The 18438-nt window shown below is 66.7% G+C and carries 15 protein-coding genes; 7 read left to right on the top strand and 8 right to left on the bottom strand.

Annotated elements, in window-relative coordinates; genetic code table 11:
- Positions 1-31 precede the first annotated feature (31 nt).
- Positions 32-2497, top strand: a complete 2466-nt coding sequence (locus DLM85_RS15205) for a TonB-dependent receptor domain-containing protein (protein ID WP_243635971.1) — start codon at positions 32-34, stop codon at positions 2495-2497.
- 42 nt (positions 2498-2539) lie between these two features.
- On the opposite strand, the gene DLM85_RS15200 is transcribed toward DLM85_RS15205, so the two are convergent.
- Positions 2540-3082: a GNAT family N-acetyltransferase gene (locus DLM85_RS15200; protein ID WP_165822153.1), complete on the bottom strand. Its 543-nt coding sequence runs from the start codon at positions 3080-3082 to the stop codon at positions 2540-2542.
- On the opposite strand from DLM85_RS15200, the gene DLM85_RS25095 reads away from it, so the two are divergent.
- Positions 3072-4577 (top strand): tail fiber domain-containing protein, encoded by a 1506-nt coding sequence (locus DLM85_RS25095; RefSeq protein ID WP_165822152.1) that lies wholly within the window; start codon positions 3072-3074, stop codon positions 4575-4577. The two genes, DLM85_RS15200 and DLM85_RS25095, sit on opposite strands and share 11 nt — an antisense overlap.
- On the opposite strand, the gene DLM85_RS15185 is transcribed toward DLM85_RS25095, so the two are convergent.
- Entirely contained in the window at positions 4543-5649 is a 1107-nt protein-coding gene (locus tag DLM85_RS15185; protein WP_111478955.1) for a pectate lyase family protein, read from the bottom strand. The genes DLM85_RS25095 and DLM85_RS15185 overlap by 35 nt on opposite strands.
- 497 nt (positions 5650-6146) lie before the next feature.
- On the opposite strand from DLM85_RS15185, the gene DLM85_RS15180 reads away from it, so the two are divergent.
- On the top strand, positions 6147-6857 hold the full coding sequence (locus DLM85_RS15180; protein ID WP_111478954.1) for a DUF1345 domain-containing protein: 711 nt from the start codon (positions 6147-6149) through the stop codon (positions 6855-6857).
- Between the two features lie 150 nt (positions 6858-7007).
- On the opposite strand, the gene DLM85_RS15175 is transcribed toward DLM85_RS15180, so the two are convergent.
- The 3 genes from DLM85_RS15175 to DLM85_RS15165 form a co-directional block, all read right to left on the bottom strand.
- Positions 7008-7433 carry a VOC family protein gene (locus DLM85_RS15175; protein ID WP_111478953.1) on the bottom strand — a complete coding sequence of 142 codons (426 nt, stop codon included), beginning with the start codon at positions 7431-7433 and terminating at the stop codon, positions 7008-7010.
- 92 nt (positions 7434-7525) lie between these two features.
- Entirely contained in the window at positions 7526-7933 is a 408-nt protein-coding gene (locus DLM85_RS15170) for a VOC family protein (RefSeq protein ID WP_111478952.1), read from the bottom strand.
- Between the two features lie 90 nt (positions 7934-8023).
- A complete protein-coding gene (locus DLM85_RS15165) occupies positions 8024-8719 on the bottom strand; it encodes a helix-turn-helix transcriptional regulator (protein ID WP_111478951.1) in 696 nt (231 codons plus the stop codon).
- A gap of 388 nt (positions 8720-9107) precedes the next feature.
- On the opposite strand from DLM85_RS15165, the gene DLM85_RS15160 reads away from it, so the two are divergent.
- Together DLM85_RS15160 and DLM85_RS15155 are read left to right on the top strand one after the other, a co-directional pair.
- Positions 9108-9887: an MBL fold metallo-hydrolase gene (locus DLM85_RS15160; RefSeq protein WP_111478950.1), complete on the top strand. Its 780-nt coding sequence runs from the start codon at positions 9108-9110 to the stop codon at positions 9885-9887.
- Between the two features lie 576 nt (positions 9888-10463).
- Positions 10464-11147 carry a hypothetical protein gene (locus tag DLM85_RS15155; protein WP_111478949.1) on the top strand — a complete coding sequence of 228 codons (684 nt, stop codon included), beginning with the start codon at positions 10464-10466 and terminating at the stop codon, positions 11145-11147.
- 248 nt (positions 11148-11395) lie between these two features.
- Here DLM85_RS15155 and DLM85_RS25090 read toward each other — a convergent pair whose 3' ends face one another.
- Positions 11396-11809 carry a hypothetical protein gene (locus DLM85_RS25090; RefSeq protein WP_133257081.1) on the bottom strand — a complete coding sequence of 138 codons (414 nt, stop codon included), beginning with the start codon at positions 11807-11809 and terminating at the stop codon, positions 11396-11398.
- 35 nt (positions 11810-11844) lie between these two features.
- Positions 11845-14163 (bottom strand): GH92 family glycosyl hydrolase, encoded by a 2319-nt coding sequence (locus tag DLM85_RS15150; RefSeq protein ID WP_111478948.1) that lies wholly within the window; start codon positions 14161-14163, stop codon positions 11845-11847.
- Between the two features lie 645 nt (positions 14164-14808).
- Here DLM85_RS15150 and DLM85_RS15145 point away from each other — a divergent pair.
- Positions 14809-16296 (top strand): pectate lyase family protein, encoded by a 1488-nt coding sequence (locus DLM85_RS15145; RefSeq protein ID WP_133257080.1) that lies wholly within the window; start codon positions 14809-14811, stop codon positions 16294-16296.
- Between the two features lie 138 nt (positions 16297-16434).
- Here the strand turns inward: DLM85_RS15145 and DLM85_RS15140 are convergent, their stop codons facing one another.
- Positions 16435-16938, bottom strand: a complete 504-nt coding sequence (locus DLM85_RS15140; protein ID WP_111478946.1) for a nuclear transport factor 2 family protein — start codon at positions 16936-16938, stop codon at positions 16435-16437.
- 186 nt (positions 16939-17124) lie between these two features.
- Here DLM85_RS15140 and DLM85_RS15135 point away from each other — a divergent pair, with 186 nt between their 5' ends.
- Positions 17125-18318 carry a lactonase family protein gene (locus DLM85_RS15135; protein ID WP_111478945.1) on the top strand — a complete coding sequence of 398 codons (1194 nt, stop codon included), beginning with the start codon at positions 17125-17127 and terminating at the stop codon, positions 18316-18318.
- The last annotated feature ends 120 nt before the right edge of the window (positions 18319-18438 follow it).

The following is an 18438-nucleotide window of genomic DNA, read 5'->3' as shown; positions in this document are numbered from 1 at the left end:
ACGCCCTGAACCGTTCCAACCTTTCTGCGCCTTGAAAACGAACTTTCCCCACCGTTCCTGCTTCGTCGCGCCCGGCGTCCTGGCGGCCTTCTTATTGTCCCCCGCTTGGGTGCAGGCCCAGAGCGCGGCTACCGTCAGCGGCGCCGTGCGCTCGGCCGCCGGCGCGCCCATCGACTACGCCACCGTGACGCTGCACCGGGCCCAAGACTCTACCGTTGTCAAAACCGAGTTCAGCGACGCGCAGGGCGGGTTTCGCTTCGAGGCGGCGCCGGCGGGGCAATACCTCGTGTCGGCTTCGCAGGTGGGGTTCGGGCGGCAATGGTCGCGGCCGTTTGACGTAAGCGGCGAGAAAGTGAGCATGCCGGCGCTGACCCTGGCGGCCAGCGCGGCCACCCAGCTCAAGGAAGTGCAGGTGGTGGGCCAGAAACCCTTGTACGAACGCCTGGCCGACCGCACCGTGGTAAACGTGGAAGGCTCGACGCTGGCCGCCGGCAACACCACGCTGGAAGTGCTCAGCCGCGCCCCGGGCGTGTCGGTGGACGGCAACGACAACCTGGCCCTGCGCGGGCGCACCGGCCTGCTGGTGCTCATCGACGGCAAGCGGCAGCCGATGACGGGGTCGGAGCTGGCCGACTACCTGCGCGCCCTGCCCGCCGACCAGCTCCGGAGCATCGAGCTGATAACCAACCCGCCGGCCAAGTACGACGCGCAGGGCACGGCGGGCATTATCGACATCCGGCTCAAGAAAGACCAGCGCCAGGGCCCCAACGGCAGCGGCAGCCTCAGCTACGGCCGCGGGCGCTTCGGGCGCTTCAGCGGCACCATGAGCGGCAACTACCGCCGCAACCGGCTCAACCTGTTTGCCTCCACCACTTACACCAAGCGCCAGAGCTACAGCATCCGCAACACCCAGCGCACCTACTACGAAACCCGCGACGGGCAGCCGGCCCTGGCCAGCACCACCGACCAGCGCAACTACTACGTCGGGCAGGACCACTTCCTGATTTACCGCCTCGGGGCCGACTACGACCTCTCGAAGAACACCACGCTGGGCGGGGTGGTGACGGGCTTCGCCGTGCCCCGGCCCCATCCGCACGGCTACAGCACCAACCTCAGCCGCTTTTACGACGCCACCGGGCAGCTGACGGATTCCTACACCGGCCCCGGCACCGGCCGCGGCTACAACCCCAATATCACGGCCAACCTCAACTTCCGTCACACCTTTCCCGGCAGCGCCGCGGGCAAGCGCGAGCTGTCGGCCGACGCCGATTACGCCTACTACTACACCAACCGCCTGCAGACGCTGCTGACGGCCTTTCCGCTGAGCGGCCGGCCCGAGCGGCTGCTCCGCGGCGACCAGACCGGCACTCTGAGCATTCAGGCCGCCAAAGCCGACTACGCCCAGGCCCTGAGCGCCGGCACCACGCTGGAGGGCGGGGCCAAGGTCAGCCGGGTGCACGCCGACAACGACCTGCGCTTCGACAACACGGTGGAGGGCGTCACGATGGTGGACCCGGGCCGCACCAACCGCTTCCGCTACGACGAGGTCATTTCGGCCGGCTACCTCACGCTCACGCACACCCACGCCAAGCTGAACCTGCAGCTGGGCCTGCGCGGCGAGCAAACCCACGCCCGGGGCGTGCCCCTGGACGCGGCCCAGGCCTTCCGCCGCGACTATTTTCAGCTGTTCCCGAACGCCTCGCTGAAATATACCGCCAGCCCCCGCCACGAGTGGACGCTGGCCCTGAGCCGGCGCATCAACCGCCCCTCCTACCGCCAGCTGAACCCCTTCCGCTTCGTGCTGGACCCGACCACGACCTCCGCCGGCAACCCCGGCCTGCTCCCCGAAACCTCCTACAACCTGGAGCTGAGCCACACCTTCCAGCAGAAGTTCACGGCTGCCGTCAGCTACAGTCGCACCGCCGACCCCATTACCGACGTAGCCGTGCCCGAGTCGACGACGTCGACCGTGTCGAAGTACGTGAACCTGCGCCGGCAGCACTACGCGGCCCTCACGCTCACGGCCCCGCTCACGCCCACCAAGTGGTGGCAGGTGTACAACAACGCGGTGTTTTTCTACGTGCGCTACCAGGGCGAGCTGGCCGGCACCGCGCTCAACCGCGGGCAGGGCGCCTTCAACGCGAGCAGCAACCACACCTTCGCCTTCGGCCCGGGCTGGGGCGCCGAGCTGAACGCCAGCTACTACTCCGCCCAGCGCGAGGGGTTCTTCGTGTTCCGCGACTTCGGGCAGCTGAACCTGGGCGTGAAAAAGGACCTCTGGAACCGGAAAGCCACCCTGAAGCTCGCCGCCAACGACGTGCTGCGAACCACGCCCCTGCACGCCGTGTCGCGCTACACCAATTATGAAGAGCGCCTCTACCTGCGCCGCGACGCGCGCACCCTCACCCTGTCGCTGAGCTGGCGCCTGGGCGGCGACGGGCCGACGCCCGCCAACCGCCGCCGCGGCGCCGACGACGAAATGCGCCGGGCCCAGTAAGCCAAGCGGCGGACGGCGCGTAACCGGGGCACGCGGGCCTGATTATTTCGGCTGCTCCGGGTCGGGCTGATTCTGCCGCTCGTACCAGTACCACGTGGCGCCGTCCTGCTCGAATTCCGCCGTGCGCCCGAAGCCGAGCCGTTCCACCACCCGCTGCGAGGCCACGTTGCCCTGCATCACGGTGGCGTGCAGCGCGGGCAGCTTCAGGGTATCGAAGCCGTGGCGCAGGCTGGCCGCCGCGGCCTCCGAGGTGTAGCCCTGTCCCCAGTGCCGGGGCAGCAGGCGGTAGCCCAGGTCGTGGTAGTTGGTGCGCCCGTTGGTGGTGGCATCATCCACGAACTTGAGGCCGCACCAGCCCAGGAAGGCGCCGTCGGCCTTGCGCTCCACCACCCAGCGCCCCACGCCGTTGCGCGCGTATTGCGCCTGGATATAGTCGACCACCCTGACGGCCTGTTCCAGCGAGGTCATCAGCGGCATGGGCACGTAGCGCAGCACTTCGGGGTCGGAGTCGAGGGCCAGGATGCCGGGCGCGTCGGCGGCGGTGAAGGGGCGCAGCAGCAGGCGGGGTGTATCGATGGTGGTCATATCGTGCAGGGGCGTACGAGCGAAGATAAGCGGCCGAACGCGCCATTGCATCTGCCAGAACCCCGGCTACGACGGCACCGGCTCGGCCATCCGCATCGTCGACGGCACCCAGGGCGCGGGCAAGGTGCTTACGTCCAATGCCCAGGGCTACGGCACCTGTCGGCCGGTGCCCGCCCCCACGGCGGCCGGTGGCAACTTCAACCTGGGCGCGTACTACCTGGTGGGCAACGGCGGCAGTACCGGCCCCAGCCTGACCAGCACCGGCCGGGTGGGCATCGGCCTGATTACCCCCTTCGGCCAGCTCGGCAACTCCTCCGACAACATGCCCGGCAGCGACGTGGCCGGTGGCAACCCCGGTTCCCTGAACTGGCAGGCCAACCAGCAAGGCTACGCGGCAATGGTGTTCAACGACGGTACGGTGGGCAACTCGGGCGCGCTGGCGCTGCAAGTGGCCAACAACACGACGGCCGGCGCCCTCGACGTGAGCCGGGGCGACGACGCTACCACCACCGTGGGCACGTCCCTGTTCCGGGTCAACGGCAACGGCCGCGTGGGCATCGGCACCAACAACCCGGGCGCGCCGCTGGAAGTCAGCGCCCTGCCTACCTACGGCACGACCAATTATGCCTACGGCTGCCTGCTGTCCAACGGCCGGACGAATACGTTCTCCGGCCCGCTGACCAACACCAGCATCAAGGCGGCCGGTCGGGTGGTGACCAGCGAGTTCAACGCCCTGTCCGGCGCCCGCCTCAAGCGCGTGCTCGGCCTGAGCAACGCCGCCCAGGGCCTGGCCCGGCTCCAGCGCCTGCGCATCACCGACTACCAGATGCGCGAACGGGTGCAGTTCGGCGACCAGTCCTTCAAGAAGGTCATTGCCCAGGAGGTCGAGGCCGTGTACCCGCAGGCCGTGACGCGGCAGCGCGGCTTCCTGCCCGGCATCTACGCCCGCGCCACCGCCCCACCCTGCTGCCCGCCGACTCGCTGCTGCTCACCCTGCCCCCCCGCTGCCCACGGCCGCTACCGCCGGCCAGCAGTTGCGCCTCATCGGTCCAGCGGGCGAAGTGGTAGCCGCCCTGGCCCATCCCGCCGCCGCCGGCAGCCGGCAGCTCACGCTGCGCCACGCCCGGCCGCTGGCGGGCCAGCCGGCATTCGTGTTTGGGCGGGAGCACCCGGACGTGCGCGCCGTCGACTACGAGGCGCTGAGCAAGCTGAACGTATCGGCCACCCAGGAGCTGGCCCGGCAGGTGGCCGAGCTGCAACGCCAAAACGCCTAGCTGCAGCAGCAGACGCAACCCCAGGCCACCCAAACGGCGGAGCTGAACCAGCGCCTGCGGACCCTGGAAAGGCTGCTGGGCGCCAAGGCCGCAGCGCAGTAGTGCCCGGCGCCCAAGCCACTTCACCGGGGCAAAAAAGGCCCGTCGCGGCGGCGACGGGCCTTTTTTGTTGCGGCTGCGGGCTACTCAGATGCCGCTGCTGGCGCAGGTGTTGCCACTGATGGTAGCCCCGGCGCCGGTGGCGGCCGTCACGGCCGCCTTGACGCTGCTGGCGCTCAGGACCGACAGCGTGTAGGGCGGTGCGAAGGCCGTTTTGCCGTTGCCGGCGGTGTTGCCGGACGTGCTCGTGAAGATGTTGCCCGTCACCTGTACGGCCGTGGAGTTGTTAGCCATCAGGTCGATGGGGCGGTTCACGCCCTCAAACACGTTGTTCTGCACCAGCAGGTTGGCCTCGAAACCCGCCTGCACGCCCGAGCTGCTGCTGCTGCTGTTGAACAGGCTGTTGACCACGTGCACCTTGCCGAAGCGCACCCGGGGCATGCGGGCCACGCAGCCCGGCGCCCACCAGCAGCGCGCAAAAGTGATGTTGAGCTTGCCCCGGTCGCCCGTAGCGTCGTCGCCCGAGCCGATGAGGTTGCTGAAGCGGTGGTCGTCGGAGCCGCCGGGGCCGTCGGGGCGCGGGGCTTTCAGGTAGCCGAACTTGGTCCACGACACGGTAATGTAGTTCGAGGTGTTCTTCACGTCCAGGTTGCCGTCGACGCCGTCGCGGAACTCGCAGTGGTCCACCCACACGTTGGTGCACGCGTCGAGGGTGCAGTTGTCCTGCCCGTCCACGTCGTAGGCCCCGGCCCCCTCAAAAATCAGGTTGCGGATAACCAGGTTGCTGCAGCGCTTCACGTACAGGATGCCCGAACCGGCCTGGGTCTGGTCCGCCGATACCAGCCGGGCGCCAGCCGTGCCGAACAGCGTCTTGCCCGTTTGATCCTGCAAGCTGATGCGCCCGCCCGAGGGAACGGTGATGACCCCGTTGACCTGCACCACCTTCACCGAGGCGGTAGTCAGGGCCGTTTTCAGCTGGGCGTAGGTAGTCACCACGGTGGGCGTGGCCGTACCACCGCCGGTGGTGCCGCCGTTCTGCGAGGCCCAGCCCTTCGCGGCGCAGTTGGCTTCGACGTCGGCGGATGCCGCCGCGTCGAGCGGCTTGGTGGTGGGGGCCGGGCTGCTCCGGTCGCAACCGGCGAGCATGGTGGTGCCGGCCAGCAGGGCGCCGGCCAGGAAGGCGGATACGTTCATTGTGGTGGGAATTGGTTGTGGAAATCCGCTGCCACGACCGTGGCAGACAGGTAAGAGCGGAGCGAGCGAGGCCCGGCGCTGAAGCGCGGGGCCGGGGTAAGCGGGGCCGCGTGGGCGGGCGGCGGTGGGCACTGGCGCAACGCTGCGGAAGCCGCCAACTGCCCGGGTAATTTTACATCGAAGGAAAGGCCACGCGGCAAAATCCAATGCACGGCCCGGGGATAAATCTGCGCAATCGATGCCGGCAACGTTGTCAATCCAGGCACCTGTTCGCCGCCAAATTCATAACGACGCTGTGGTTTCATTAGAATCACCACAATCCCCCACTGCTACCGACGGCACCGGCCGACATCGACCGCCGATTTTATTCGCGGCCCGGCATACTCCTTCGTAATTCCCGGAATGCCAGGCAGCCGGCTGGGGTTTTGGAGAGTATCAAGCCCCCCGAAATGGATTATCTTTAAGGAACGGCCGTTCTGCCCGCGGGCCGCTGCGCCATGAACACGATATCCCCCGTTGCCCGTAAGCTGCACGCTCCGGTGGTGGCGGCGCAGCTTTCTGCCCGGGGCCGCACCTGGCGGCTGCTGCTGAGCCTGCTGGTCGGGCTGGCGGCTTTTCTGCTGGCACCCGATCTGATGCTCGGCGCCCGCCTGATGCTGGCCTGGGACGGCTACGTGGTCAGTGCCCTGGCCATGTCCTGGCACCTGATGGCCCACGCCGACCTGGGCTTTATCCGGCGCTCGGCCCGGGCGCTGAACCCGCGCCAGAACTGGACGCTGATGTCGGTGCTGCTGGTGCTGGGCAGCATCGTCAGCCTGGGCGCGGTGCTGCTGCTGCTCCACGGCCTCGACGACCTGGCCTACAAGGAGCGCCTGCAGTACGTGCTGCTGTCGGTGGGCTCGGTGGTGGGCTCGTGGTTTTTGCTGCACACGCTCTTCACGCTGCGCTACGCCCACCTGTATTTCTGCCAGGACCCCGACCGGCCGGGCCACGAGCTGGGCGGCTTCCGCTTTGCCGGCGCGCCGCCGTGCAGCTACTGGGATTTTGCCTACCTGGCCTCGGGCATTGCCATTACGGCCCAAACTCCCGACGTGCTCATCACTACCAAGACCATGCGCCGGCTGGTGATGCTGCACAGCCTGCTCTCCTTCGCCTACAACACCACCGTGCTGGCCCTGGGCATCAACATTCTCTCGGCCCTGCTCTGAGGCGTGTGCTTGAACATTCAGGGCTGGAGCATACGGAGCCCCGCGAAGCATCTCTGCCGCTTCGTTGTTCGGCAGAGAGCTTCGCGGGGCTCCGCAGGACGTTCAGCCGGCCTTTCAGGTCAAATTCAAACCGGCTCCTGGCCGGCGCTATCAGCTAGGCTCCCACAGCTCAATTTTGTTGCCTTCCGCGTCCATGATGTGCACGAATTTTCCGTAGTCGTAACTGGCAATTTCGTCAAGCACGGTCACCCCGTTTTCCTTGAGCTTGCTTACCAGGCCTTCGATATTCTGCACCCGGTAGTTAATCATGAATTCCTTGGTGGAAGGCGCGAAATAGTCGCTGCCTTTTTCAAAGGGAGTCCATTGCAGCGCGTTGACTTCATCCGGTTTATCCAGGTTTCTGGATTCAAACGTTGACCCCCAGTCGTTGACTTCGATGCCCAGATTGTTGGCGTACCATTCCCGCGTTTCTTTTGGATTATCCGAGAAAAAGAAGATTCCGCCAATTCCCGTCACTTTAGGCGGGACGGCAGTGGCCGATGGCGTGTTGGCCGGTTCGTTTTCGTGCTCGTTCATGGTGGCTGTTGGTGGGCTCGTGGAGCCACAATTTGCAGGATTACGGGGAGAGTTTCAGCGGGCGGGCTGCCAACTTGCCCGCCCGCCGGGGCTTACCCGTCGTAGCGGCGCCGGGCCTCCGGGGTGACGGGCGCGAACAGGTTGACCAGGTTGCCGTCCGGGTCGCGCAGCAGCAGGGAGCGGTTGCCCCAGGGCATGGTGGTGGGGGCCTGCACCACGGCCGCCGCGTCGAGGCCGGCGGCCAGGCGCTGGTAGTCGGCATCCACGTCGGCCACGCGGAACTCCAGGAACACCGAGCGGTTGGCGGCCGGCTGGACCAGCGCGGCGCTGCCTTCTGGCCCCAGGGTGCGCGGGGTGCCCAGGCCCAGGGTGGCGGTGGGCGTCAGCAGCTCCACGAAATCCTCGGTGTAGCGGGTTACCGCGAGGCCGGTGACGTGCTCGTAGAACTGCACCAGGCGCGGCAAGTCGGCGGTGATGATGCGGGCAGAAACAAATTTCATGGGGCGTGAAAAAAGATGAATGATGCTGCAAAGCACCTCCCGCCCACTGACAACCCTATGGCAGTCGGTTTTTCAGCCCGAAAAAAAAGTTTACCCCGCCGGCGGCAGGTGCAGCTCGGCTATGTACTGGGTGAGCAGCTGGTGCTCGGCTTGGCTGAAGAGCCGGCTGGTGGCAGTGAGCCGGCGGATGCGGGCCACCTTGAAGTCGCGGTAGGCCTGGCGCAGCTGGCACCAGCCGATCAGGTGCCAGGCGAAGTTGTAGAAGGCCAGGCCGATGGGCTCGACGTAGCGCTGGCTGCTCTGGCCGGCTTTGTCGCAGTAGTCCAGCTCCACGGCCCGGCGCTCGGCCAGGGCCGTTTGCAGGGTCGCCAGGTAGTCGGCCGGGCCGCGGAAGTACTCCGGCAGGTGCAGCTGGATGCTGCTGGTAAACTGCTGGAGCCGGGTGCGGTCGGGCTCCCGCAGCACCGCCTTCACCTTGCTCAGGGCCGTGCCGACGTGCGCCTGGATGCTGGCGTCGGTGAGGGTGGCGGCCAGGGCTTCGAGCAGCACCAGGGCGTTGGCCTCGGCCGGGGTGAAGGCTACCGGCGGCAGGAAGTAGCCCTGCACCAGGAAGTAGCCCTTGTTCGGCTCGAAGCTCACCGGGATGCCCTGCTCGCCCAGGGCCTTGATGTCGCGGTACACGGTGCGCACGCTGATACCGAACTGCGCGGCCAGCTCGTCGGCCGGGACGTATTTTTTGGCCTGCAAGAGGGTGGTCAGGCCGAAGAGGCGCTCAATGCGGTTCATGGCGCAAGGTAGCGGTGGGTTGGGGTTTCGGATCAGCGCGTTGTCTGGCGCGAGTTTAGCGCAGCGTAACTCGTGCCGAAGCATGACGCGAGTTTTCAACTCGCCCGCCTGAACGATGCTGCCCGAACGGCGCGGGGCCGGCTTGCCGCCGTTGGCGGCAGTGGAGGCGCGGCCTCCACGTCAGGGCTGGTCACGAGTTACGCTGCGCTAAACTCGCGCCAGTGAGGGGAAGCGGCTCGCCCGAGCCGGTACCGCTCTAGCTGCCGGTCACCCGCAAAACTTGTCGCGGCCCATCGGGTTATGGTCAGGCTCGGTGGCAGGGCGGGGCGGAAATCACCGCGTTACCCGCCGTCCGCACCTCTCCCTACCTCACCACTAACCAAACCCGATGAAGCTTACCCCCCTGCTGCTGGCCGCGCTGGCGGCCCTGACCACGCCCGTACTCGCCCAGACGCCGGCGGCCCCGCGCGTAGCCCCCGACCAGATTGCGACCAAAAACGGCCCGCTCACGGTGCAGCCCATCACCCACGGCAGCGTGGTGCTGACCTGGAACCGTAAGACCATCTACGTCGACCCCTACGGCGGGGCCGAAGCCTACGCCGGCCTGGCCGCGCCCGACGTGGTGCTCATCACCGACATCCACCCCGACCACCTGGACCCGAAGACGCTGGCCGGCCTGTCGGTGGGCAAGGCGCTGATGCTGGTGCCGCCCGCCGTGGCCGAGAAGCTGCCGGCCGAGTACAAAAAGCAGGTGCGCGTGCTGCGCAACGGCCAGAAGCTCGACACGCTGGGGATGAGCATCGCCGCCATTCCGATGTACAACCTGCCCGAAGCGCCCGACGCCATGCACACCAAAGGCCGGGGCAACGGCTACGTGCTGGGCCTGGGCGGCAAAAACGTGTACCTCTCCGGCGACACCGAGGACACGCCCGAAATGCGCGCCCTCAAGAATATCGACGTGGCGTTCGTGTGCATGAACCTGCCCTACACCATGGACGTGCAGCAGGCGGCGCAGGGCGTGCTGGCCTTCAAGCCCGGCATCGTGTACCCCTACCACTACCGCGGCCAGAACGGGCTGAGCGACGTGGCGGCCTTCCAGAAAACCGTCAACGCGGCCAATAAGAAGATTGACGTGCGGCTGCGCAACTGGTACGCCGGCGCCAAGTAGCTTCGGCGGCACCCCAAGAAAAACGCCCTGCTGAGCACGCGCTCGGCAGGGCGTTTTGGCGTGTACGGCGGCCGACGGCGGCTGCGGTCAAGCGCCCTGAAGCCGCCAGCGGAGCCGGGTACGCCCGCACCGGGCCGCAGGCGCGGCGGCGCTGCCAGGGGCATGGGATTGGTGTCAGGAGGGGTTTGGTCGATGCCGGGAGTGGTGGAATCGATGTCGGGAGTGGTTGAACCGACGCCGGGAGTAGTTAGGTGGATGTCGGCGGGCGTTGAATCGATACCGGGAAGGGTTGGACCGATGCCGGGAGCCGTTGAATCGATGCCGGGAAGGGTTGGGTCAATGCCGGAAGCCGTTGGACCGATGCCGGGAAGGGTTGCAGCGGGGCCGGGGGTGGTTGGACCGATGCCGGGACGGGTGGAGCCGGTGCCGGGGTCGGTTGTGCCGGGGCCGGGACGGGGAAAGGTAGCTGGACTGTAGGGGGTTGTTTGCTTGGCGGTTCCGGTTATCTTGGCGGCCGCAAGAAATGCTTGCGCCGCTCCCGGGAGCGGCTTTATACCATGTTTACCTAGCTGTTCGATGGAGAAATACAAAGAAGACCAGCTCGCCATGTGCGGGCGGGTGGCAACCTACCTGGCCGAACACGCGTCCGACCTGGCCGTCAGCGAGGTAGCCGCCCAGCAGGCCGCCGACGTGCAAACCCTCTACGCGCAGGTGGCCCAGGCGCGCAGCGGCACCGCCCGCCGCACCGAGGACCTGACGGCCGCGGCCCAGGCCGCGCAGCAAACCCTCTACGACCTTCTGCCCGCCTTGCTCGGCCCCCTGGGCCGGGTGGCCGAACGCCTGGGCGACGCCGACCTGCAAGCGGCCGTGACGCTGGGCAGCAAGCAGCTCCGCAAGCTGCGCCCCGTGCCGTTTGCCTCGGTGGTGGGCGCCATCATGGCCAGCGCCGCCCGCCCCGACGTGGCACCCGAGCTGGCCAAGCAGGGCCTCACCGCCAAGGCCCTCCAGCCGCTGACCGATGCCCTGGCCACCTTCCGCACCGCCCAGCCGGCCGTGCGCAAAACCATCAACGAGCGGGCCGTGTCGGGCGCGGCCCTGGAAGACCTGCTGGCCGACCTGATGGACGAGCTGCGCACCCTCGACGAGGACATGAAAGCCTTCAAGCTGCTCGACCGCCCGCTGTTCGACGGCTACACCCAGGCCCGCAAGATTATTGAGTCCGGCGGCCGAGGCAGCAAATCGAAACCGGCGGCGGGGTAAGGCCCGGCCGGGATGGAAATGAAGCCGCCCGCTTCCGGTTGGGAGCGGGCGGTTTTGTTTTGGGGCAGGGCTGGCGCGAGTTTAGCGCAGCGTAACTCGTGCCTGAACATGATGCGAGTTTCCAACTCGCCCGCCCGAACGATGACGCCCGAACGGCGCGGCACCGGCTTGCCGCTGGGGCGGCAGTGGAGGCGCAGCCTCTCCGTCAGGGCTGGGCACGAGTTACACTAGACCCGCGCCAAGTGAGGCTATTGACTGTACTTCTCAATTTTCAGAGCATTTGCTCTTTTCATAATTACCCTACATTTCAAAGTGTCCGCATACAGATTTATTTCCCTCAAATGGTTATCCTTGATACTCCACGCTTTCGACCCAATGTCTGCGCTATAAAGAACTACTGTGTCACCGTTTGGCATCCAGCCAGCAGCCCATTTGGAAGCATCACCAGCTTTTGAGTTTACGCTGTCAATAACTTGTTTCTCTCGGTTCAGGAGCAGCAGTTTCACATCAGCGTAATCATCCCGCTCCTTATGCATCCTGTTGACTTTTGCGACAACAGCATAAGCCCCAGAAGGCGAAGGGAAAGGGCCTTCTTTAAAATCAGAAAAGAAACAACCTGTCACTAGACAGACCAAGCCGCAGGGCCAAAGTATATTTTTCATTACAAGCAGTTTCCTTTAAAGTCAGAATCATTATATCAAGGCCGCGCCGCCATTGTAAATACCAGTTCCCCGCCGTTCATAATAGCCTCGTGCGCGAGGAAGGGCCGGGTGAGTTTCTGGCCATTGAGGCGGGCTTCCTTCACGTAGACGTTTTTGTCGCTCTGGTTTTTCACCGTGATGCGGAAGGTTTTGCCGTTTTCCAGGTTCAGCACCGCGCCGTGGATGGCGGGGCTGCCCAGGGCGTACTCCGGGGAGCCGGGCGCGACGGGGTAGAAGCCCAGGGCGGAGAAGATGTACCAGGCCGACATCTGCCCGCAGTCGTCGTTGCCGCCGAGGCCGTCGGGGGTGGGGCGGTACATCTTGGGCAGGATCATGCGCACGCGGGCCTGGGTTTTGTAGGGCTGGTCGGTCCAGTTGTAGAGGTAGGCGGCGTGGTGGGCGGGCTCGTTGCCGTGCACGTAGTTGCCGATGATGCCCTCGCGGGTGATGTCCTCGGTTTCGGCGAAGAACTTATCGGGCAGGTGCATGGTGAACAGCGAGTCGAGGTGCTCGGTGAAGCGGCGGTTGCCGCCCATTTTGGCGATGAGCGCGGCCGGGTCCTGGGGTACGTAGAGGCTGTAGTTCCAGGCGTTGCCCTCGATGAAGCCCTGGTTGTGGGTGCTCAGCACGTCGAAATTCGGGCGGAAGGAGCCGTCGGCCAGGCGGGGGCGCATGAAGCCGATGCGCGCATCGTACACGTTCTGCCAGTTCTGGGCGCGCTTGCTGAACTCCTGGTAGATGTCCTGCCGATTGAGCTTCTGGGCCATCTGGGCGATGCACCAGTCGTCGTAGGCATATTCGAGGGTTTTAGACACCGAGGAGCCGCTTTTGTCCTCGGGCACGTAGCCCAACTGCATGTAGTAGCCGATGCCGTCGTAGCGGGCGGTGCGGGCGGTGGTCACACAGGCGTCCAGGGCCTTGTTGGCGTCAAAGGGGGCGTTGCCTTTGAGCACGGCGTCGGCCACCACGGGCACCGAGTGGTAGCCGATCATGCACCAGTTTTCGTTGGCGTAGTGGCTCCAGACGGGCAGCATGTGCTCGGCGCTCTGCTCGAAGTGGGCCAGCATCGAGCGCACCATGTCGGCGTTGCGCTTGGGCTGCACCAGGTTCAGCAGTGGGTGCAGGGCGCGGTAGGTGTCCCAGAGCGAGAAGGTGGTGTAGTTGGTAAATCCCTCGGCGCGGTGGTTGTTCTGGTCGAGGCCGCGGTACTGGCCGTCGGCGTCCATGTAGGTCGTCGGGCTCAGGAAGGCGTGGTACAGGGCCGTGTAGAAGTTCTCCTTGTCTTCCCGCTTCGGCGACTCGATGACGACCTTGCTCAGCTCCTGCTGCCAGAGCTGCCGGGCCTGGGCTTTGATGACGTCGAAGTCCCAGCCGGGGGCTTCGGTGCGCAGGTTCTGCAGGGCGCCGGCGGTGCTCACGGGCGAGAGGGCGAATTTGACTTTGACCTTCTCCCCGGCCGCGGTGGTCTTGAAGTTGAAGTACATCCGCAGCTGCTCGCCGGCCAGGTCGGGGAAGTTCCTGGTCTGGTCGAACTTGCCCCAGAAGCCGCGGTAGGCCTGTTTTTTGGCGTAGTTGCGGCTGCCGTAGTCGGTGAAGGGCCGCGAAAACGACATGGCGAAGTACACCGTGCGGGTGCGCGCCCAGCCGTTGGTCTGCCGGTAGCCGGTCACCAGCGTATCGTTTTCCACCCGCACGAAGGTCCACACGTTCTTATCCGGGTAGTTGTAGATGCCGTGCATCAAATCCAGGATGAGGTGGGCCTGGTCGGTGGCCTGCGGGAAGGTGTACTGGTGCAGGCCCACGCGGTTGGTGGCCGTCAGTTCGGCCAGGATGCCGTGGTCTTCCAGCTTCACCCGGTAGTAGCCGGGCTCGGCCACTTCCGAGTCGTGGCTGAAGCGGGAGCGGTAGCCGCGCTCGGGCTGCTGGGCGGTGCCGGGGCCCAGCTGCAGCGGGCCGGCGGTGGGCATCAGGAGGAAGTCGCCGAGGTCGGAGTGGCCGGTACCGCTGAAGTGGGTGTGGCTGAAGCCGACGATGGTGGGGTCCTGGTACTGGTAGCCAGCGCAGTATCGGTACACGTCGGGGTTGTACTTGCCGTCCTGCTCGTAGCTGAGCGTATCGGTATCGGGCGAGAGCTGCACCATGCCGAAGGGCACCGTAGCGCCCGGAAACGTGTGCCCCATCTTGGCCGTGCCGACGATGGGCTTGGCGTACTGGGTGAGGTTTTCGGCGGGTTTGGCGGCTTTGGGCGGCTGCTTCTGGGCGAAGGTTGTAGCAGTGGCGAGCAGCAGGGCGGCGAGGTGGAGCGAGCGGAGCATCAGCTTCAGACGAGGGGTGGCGTTGAAGCGGGCAAGGTAGGAAGTGACTATTGCTTACCTCAAGAATAATCTTCCTCCAGCACCCACTCCGTTTTTTCCCCTCTTTAGCCATGTCCCGCTTGTAAAGCTGCATTGCAAAGGTGTACTGCTGAAAGATTACGACGCAGTCTTCCTCAAAATCTATTGCATAGGTGTCATCTCTCGACACCAACATATATTCCGTTTCGGCGTCCAAAAGAACTTCAACGCAGGTCGGTTCAAACCAAAGCCGCTTGAGTTTACCTGTCTTATTTTTGAATTGCACTGCCGTTAGCTTCGATTCAGCAAACGGTATTTTATCGTTTGCATCTTCTTCAAAGAATAACCGGTTTAATATCCCCATAATAGCACTTAGTGGATGTAACAGGCTACCGCAGCGGGCCGGGCGTCGGCGGGGCCAGGATGATTCTACGGCCGCAAGTAAAGCAGTTTCCCAATCGGTTCAGCCCGCGTCCGGTTAAACGAAATCGGACGGCTGCGGGCTGAGCAGAAGGTCGGCGTAGCCAAGCCCGCACTACACCGCTCCCGAAACCGCCATAAGCATGCAGCCGCAACGAATCAGCCGTAGCGACCTACCTTGCGGCCAGCACCTTTCTTCCCCGCAGCATGGCAGCTTATGCGCGTTTGTGCCCGGCACGGCTCGGGTTTGGGACCGTGGCGCTGGCACTGAGCCTGGGCACTCCGGTGGCCACGGCGCAGCAGCCAGCCTTTCCGGGGGCTGAGGGCGCGGGCAAGTTTGCCAGCGGCGGCCGGGGCACCGCGGCCGTGCCCACCACCGTATTCGAGGTCAGCCGCCTGGCCGACGACGGCGCGCCCGGCAGCCTGCGCTACGCCCTGACGCAGCCGGCCGCGGCGCGCACGGTGGTATTTCGCGTCTGCGGCACCATCCACCTACTCAAGCCGCTGCGCATTCCGGCCAACACCACGCTGGCGGGCCAGACGGCGCCCGGCGAGGGTATCTGCCTGGCCGACCGGCCCGTGAGCATCGGCGGCGACAACGTGGTAGTGCGCTTCCTGCGCTTCCGCCTCGGCGACCGGTACCAGAACGGCGGGCGGGTGGACGGCAGCGGGCACGACGACGCGCTGGGCAGCTACCAGCACCGGCGCATCCTCCTCGACCACTGCTCCGTGAGCTGGAGCACCGACGAGGCGCTGTCGGTGTACGCCGGCGACTCCACGACCGTGCAGTGGTGCCTCATCAGCGAGCCGCTGAACTACTCCTACCACTACGAAACCGGCGCGCCCGACTTCCAGCAGCACGGCTACGGCGGCATCTGGGGCGGGCGGCGCGCCTCGTTTCACCACAACCTGTTTGCCCACTGCCAGGGCCGCAACCCGCGCTTCGACGGCAGCCTGAACCTGCCGCCCGGCCCCGCCGGCCCGGAAACCTGCGACTTCCGCAACAACGTCATCTACAACTGGGGTGCCTACACCATCGACGGCGGCGCGGGCGGCCAGTACAACCTGGTGAACAACTACTACAAGCCCGGCCCGTCGACGAGCAAGGGCAGTAAAAGCGGGGTGCCCCGCCGCGCCGAAATCATCCAGGCCGACCGCGGCACCAAGCAGCCGCCGCTGCCCTACGGCCGGTATTTCCTGCGCGGCAACTACGTGGAGGGCGCCCCCGCGGTGAGCCGCCGCAACTGGCTGGGCGCGGCCATGAGCGGCGGCTCCCTGGCCGACACCGCGCGGGCCCAGGCCGCCGCGCCCTTCGACGTGCCGCCCGTGCCCACCGAAACCGCCGCCCAGGCTTACGCCGCGGTGCTGCAGCACGTGGGCTGCGTGCTGCCCGCCCGCGACACGCTGGACCAGCGCATCATCCGCGACGTGCTTAACGGCACCGGCCGCCTCATCGACGTGCAGGGCGGCTACCCCCACGGCACGCCTTATGCCGTGTCGCAATCGGCCTGGCCGGTGCTCCGCTGCGGCCCCGCCCCCGCCGATACCGACCACGACGGCATGCCCGACAGCTGGGAAAAAGCGCACCAACTCAACTTGCGGGACGCGGCCGACCGCAGCCGCCCCGGCCCCGATGGCTACACCGCGCTGGAGCAGTACCTGAACAGCCTGGTGCGCCTGCCGCCCGCGCAATAAAGCTGATAAGCCCGCCGCGGCAGCGGCCTGGCAACGTCGCAGCCGGCGGCTCTTACCAACCATGCCCCGGAAGCCAGCCCGCTGAAACGGCAGTGCTTACCGCGTATTTCAGCCGCCGCGCCACTGCGCAACGGCGGCTTAGTGGTCGTAGCTCACGACGCGGCTGACTTTCCACTGCCCGCCCTGCAGGCGCCACACCATCAGGTTGCGGAAGGTGCCGCAGTCGTCGCGGCCGTTTTCCTGGTGGCAGAAGCGGTGCTGGTAGGTTTCGACGGCTCCGTAACCCTTGATCGGGTACACTTCCAGGGTGCCGGGCACCAGCTGGCGGTTCAGGCCGGTGGTGCGGTTTTGCTCGAACAGCCGCCGGAAGCCCTGCATGGTCTGCTCGAAGTTGCTCAGCCCGCCCTTGTCGTGGTAGAACTCCAGGTCCTCGGCAAAGAAGGCCTGCAGCTTGGCCGCGTCGTGCTGGTTGAAGGCCACGAACATGGCGCTGTCGAGCCGGGCAATGGTGCGGTACAGGGCTGGGTCGGCGGGCGCGTGGCCCGGGGCGGTAGCGGTTATGGGGGCGGCGGGCGGGGCCGTGGCGCAGGCGCCGAGCAGCAGGCTGAGGGCCGCGGGCAGGGTGCAGGACAGCTTGTTCATAGCAGGGGGTAGTTGGGGGTGGTACCGGCCCGCAGCCCGGCACCCACGCGGCGAAAATACCGCGCGGCCCGGCTAGATTGTCCTGCTTCACATGCATATGTGGGCAGACGTGCGCCGGACGGGCGGGCCGGCGGCCGGACCATCCCCGGGCCTTACCTTGCAGCCCGCACCATTTCCCGCGTTTCTATGCCCCTGCACCCTACCTGGACGCGCCGCGCCTTTCTGCAGCGCACGGCCCTGCTCACCACCGGCGCGCTGCTGACGGGCTGCGCCGCCGGCCGCGCCGGCCGCCCGCCCGCCGGCTGGCTGCTGTATGTGGGCACCTACGGCCCGGCCGAGCAGGACAACCTTTTCCTCTACCGCCTGCACCCCGGCACCGGCGAGCTGACCCGCGTGGCCGGCTACCGCGGGGGCGTGAAGCCCGGCTTCCTCACCCTCTCGGCCGACCACCGCTTCCTCTACGCCATCAATGCCAGCCTGGAGTTTCGGGGCCAACCCTCGGGGGCGGTGCGGGCATTCGCCGTGGAGCAGGGCACGGGCGCGCTGGCCCCGCTCAACGAGCAGCCCTCGGCGGGAGCCGGCCCCTGCTACATCAGCCTCGCACCCGGCGGGCGGGCGGCGCTGGTGGCCAACTACTTCGGCGGCACGGTTTCGGCGCTGCCGGTGCGGGCCGACGGGCAGCTGGACCTGCCCGCCGTGGTCGACCAGCACCAGGGCGCGGGGCCGCACAAAAACCAGGACCGCGCCCACGCCCACTGCATCCTGCCCGACCCGGCCGGCCGCTACGCCCTGGCCGTGGATCTGGGCAACGACCAGGTGCTGAGCTACCCGCTGACGGGCGCGCCCGGGGCGCTGCAGCTGCCGCCGCGGGTGGCTTTTCGGGCGCAGCCGGGCGCCGGGCCGCGCCATTTGGCGTTCCACCCCGGCGGCCGCTGGGCCTACCTGATCAACGAGCTGAACTCCACCGTGACGGCCCTCGCCTACGACGCGGCGGCGGGCACGCTGCAGGAACTGCACACGGTGCCGGCCCTGCCGCCCGACTTCACGGGCCCGAACGCCTGCGCCGACGTTCACGTGTCGCCCGACGGGCGCTTCGTGTACGGCTCGAACCGCGGGCACGACAGCCTGGTGGTGCTGGCCGTGGACGCGGGCACCGGCCGCCTGACGCTGGTGGAGCACGTGAGCACCCGGGGCAAGACGCCGCGCAACTTCACCCTGGCCCCCGACGGGCGCCTGCTGCTGGTGGCCAACCAGAACTCCAACAGCATCTTCAGCTACCACGTGGACGCGCAGAGCGGCCGGCTGCGGCCCACCGGCTTTGCGGCCGAGGTGCCGGCGCCGGTGTGCCTGCACCTGCTGCCCGATTTTACGGCCCGGTAAGGCCGCACAGCCGGCGCGCTGACGGCCGCGCAGCCCCGCCGGATACCGGGCCCGCCGGCTGGCGAAAAATTATTCCCGGGCCTTCTTGTGTCATTTTGGGAATAGGCCAACCCGCCCTAA

The sequence above is a fragment of the Hymenobacter edaphi genome (assembly GCF_003258365.1).
Taxonomy (GTDB): Bacteria; Bacteroidota; Bacteroidia; order Cytophagales; family Hymenobacteraceae; genus Solirubrum; species Solirubrum edaphi.
This window is presented reverse-complemented; position numbering and strand designations above follow the sequence as displayed.

Bases quoted from the DNA above. Each gene is read 5' to 3' on its own strand.
- DLM85_RS25095 (WP_165822152.1), top strand. From the start codon at position 3,072: ATGGTGGTCATATCGTGCAGGGGCGTACGAGCGAAGATAAGCGGCCGA.
- DLM85_RS15200 (WP_165822153.1), bottom strand. From the start codon at position 3,082: ATGACCACCATCGATACACCCCGCCTGCTGCTGCGCCCCTTCACCGCC.
- DLM85_RS15185 (WP_111478955.1), bottom strand. From the start codon at position 5,649: ATGAACGTATCCGCCTTCCTGGCCGGCGCCCTGCTGGCCGGCACCACC.
- DLM85_RS15180 (WP_111478954.1), top strand. From the start codon at position 6,147: ATGAACACGATATCCCCCGTTGCCCGTAAGCTGCACGCTCCGGTGGTG.
- DLM85_RS15175 (WP_111478953.1), bottom strand. From the start codon at position 7,433: ATGAACGAGCACGAAAACGAACCGGCCAACACGCCATCGGCCACTGCC.
- DLM85_RS15170 (WP_111478952.1), bottom strand. From the start codon at position 7,933: ATGAAATTTGTTTCTGCCCGCATCATCACCGCCGACTTGCCGCGCCTG.
- DLM85_RS15165 (WP_111478951.1), bottom strand. From the start codon at position 8,719: ATGAACCGCATTGAGCGCCTCTTCGGCCTGACCACCCTCTTGCAGGCC.
- DLM85_RS15160 (WP_111478950.1), top strand. From the start codon at position 9,108: ATGAAGCTTACCCCCCTGCTGCTGGCCGCGCTGGCGGCCCTGACCACG.
- DLM85_RS15155 (WP_111478949.1), top strand. From the start codon at position 10,464: ATGGAGAAATACAAAGAAGACCAGCTCGCCATGTGCGGGCGGGTGGCA.
- DLM85_RS25090 (WP_133257081.1), bottom strand. From the start codon at position 11,809: ATGAAAAATATACTTTGGCCCTGCGGCTTGGTCTGTCTAGTGACAGGT.
- DLM85_RS15150 (WP_111478948.1), bottom strand. From the start codon at position 14,163: ATGCTCCGCTCGCTCCACCTCGCCGCCCTGCTGCTCGCCACTGCTACA.
- DLM85_RS15145 (WP_133257080.1), top strand. From the start codon at position 14,809: ATGGCAGCTTATGCGCGTTTGTGCCCGGCACGGCTCGGGTTTGGGACC.
- DLM85_RS15140 (WP_111478946.1), bottom strand. From the start codon at position 16,938: ATGAACAAGCTGTCCTGCACCCTGCCCGCGGCCCTCAGCCTGCTGCTC.
- DLM85_RS15135 (WP_111478945.1), top strand. From the start codon at position 17,125: ATGCCCCTGCACCCTACCTGGACGCGCCGCGCCTTTCTGCAGCGCACG.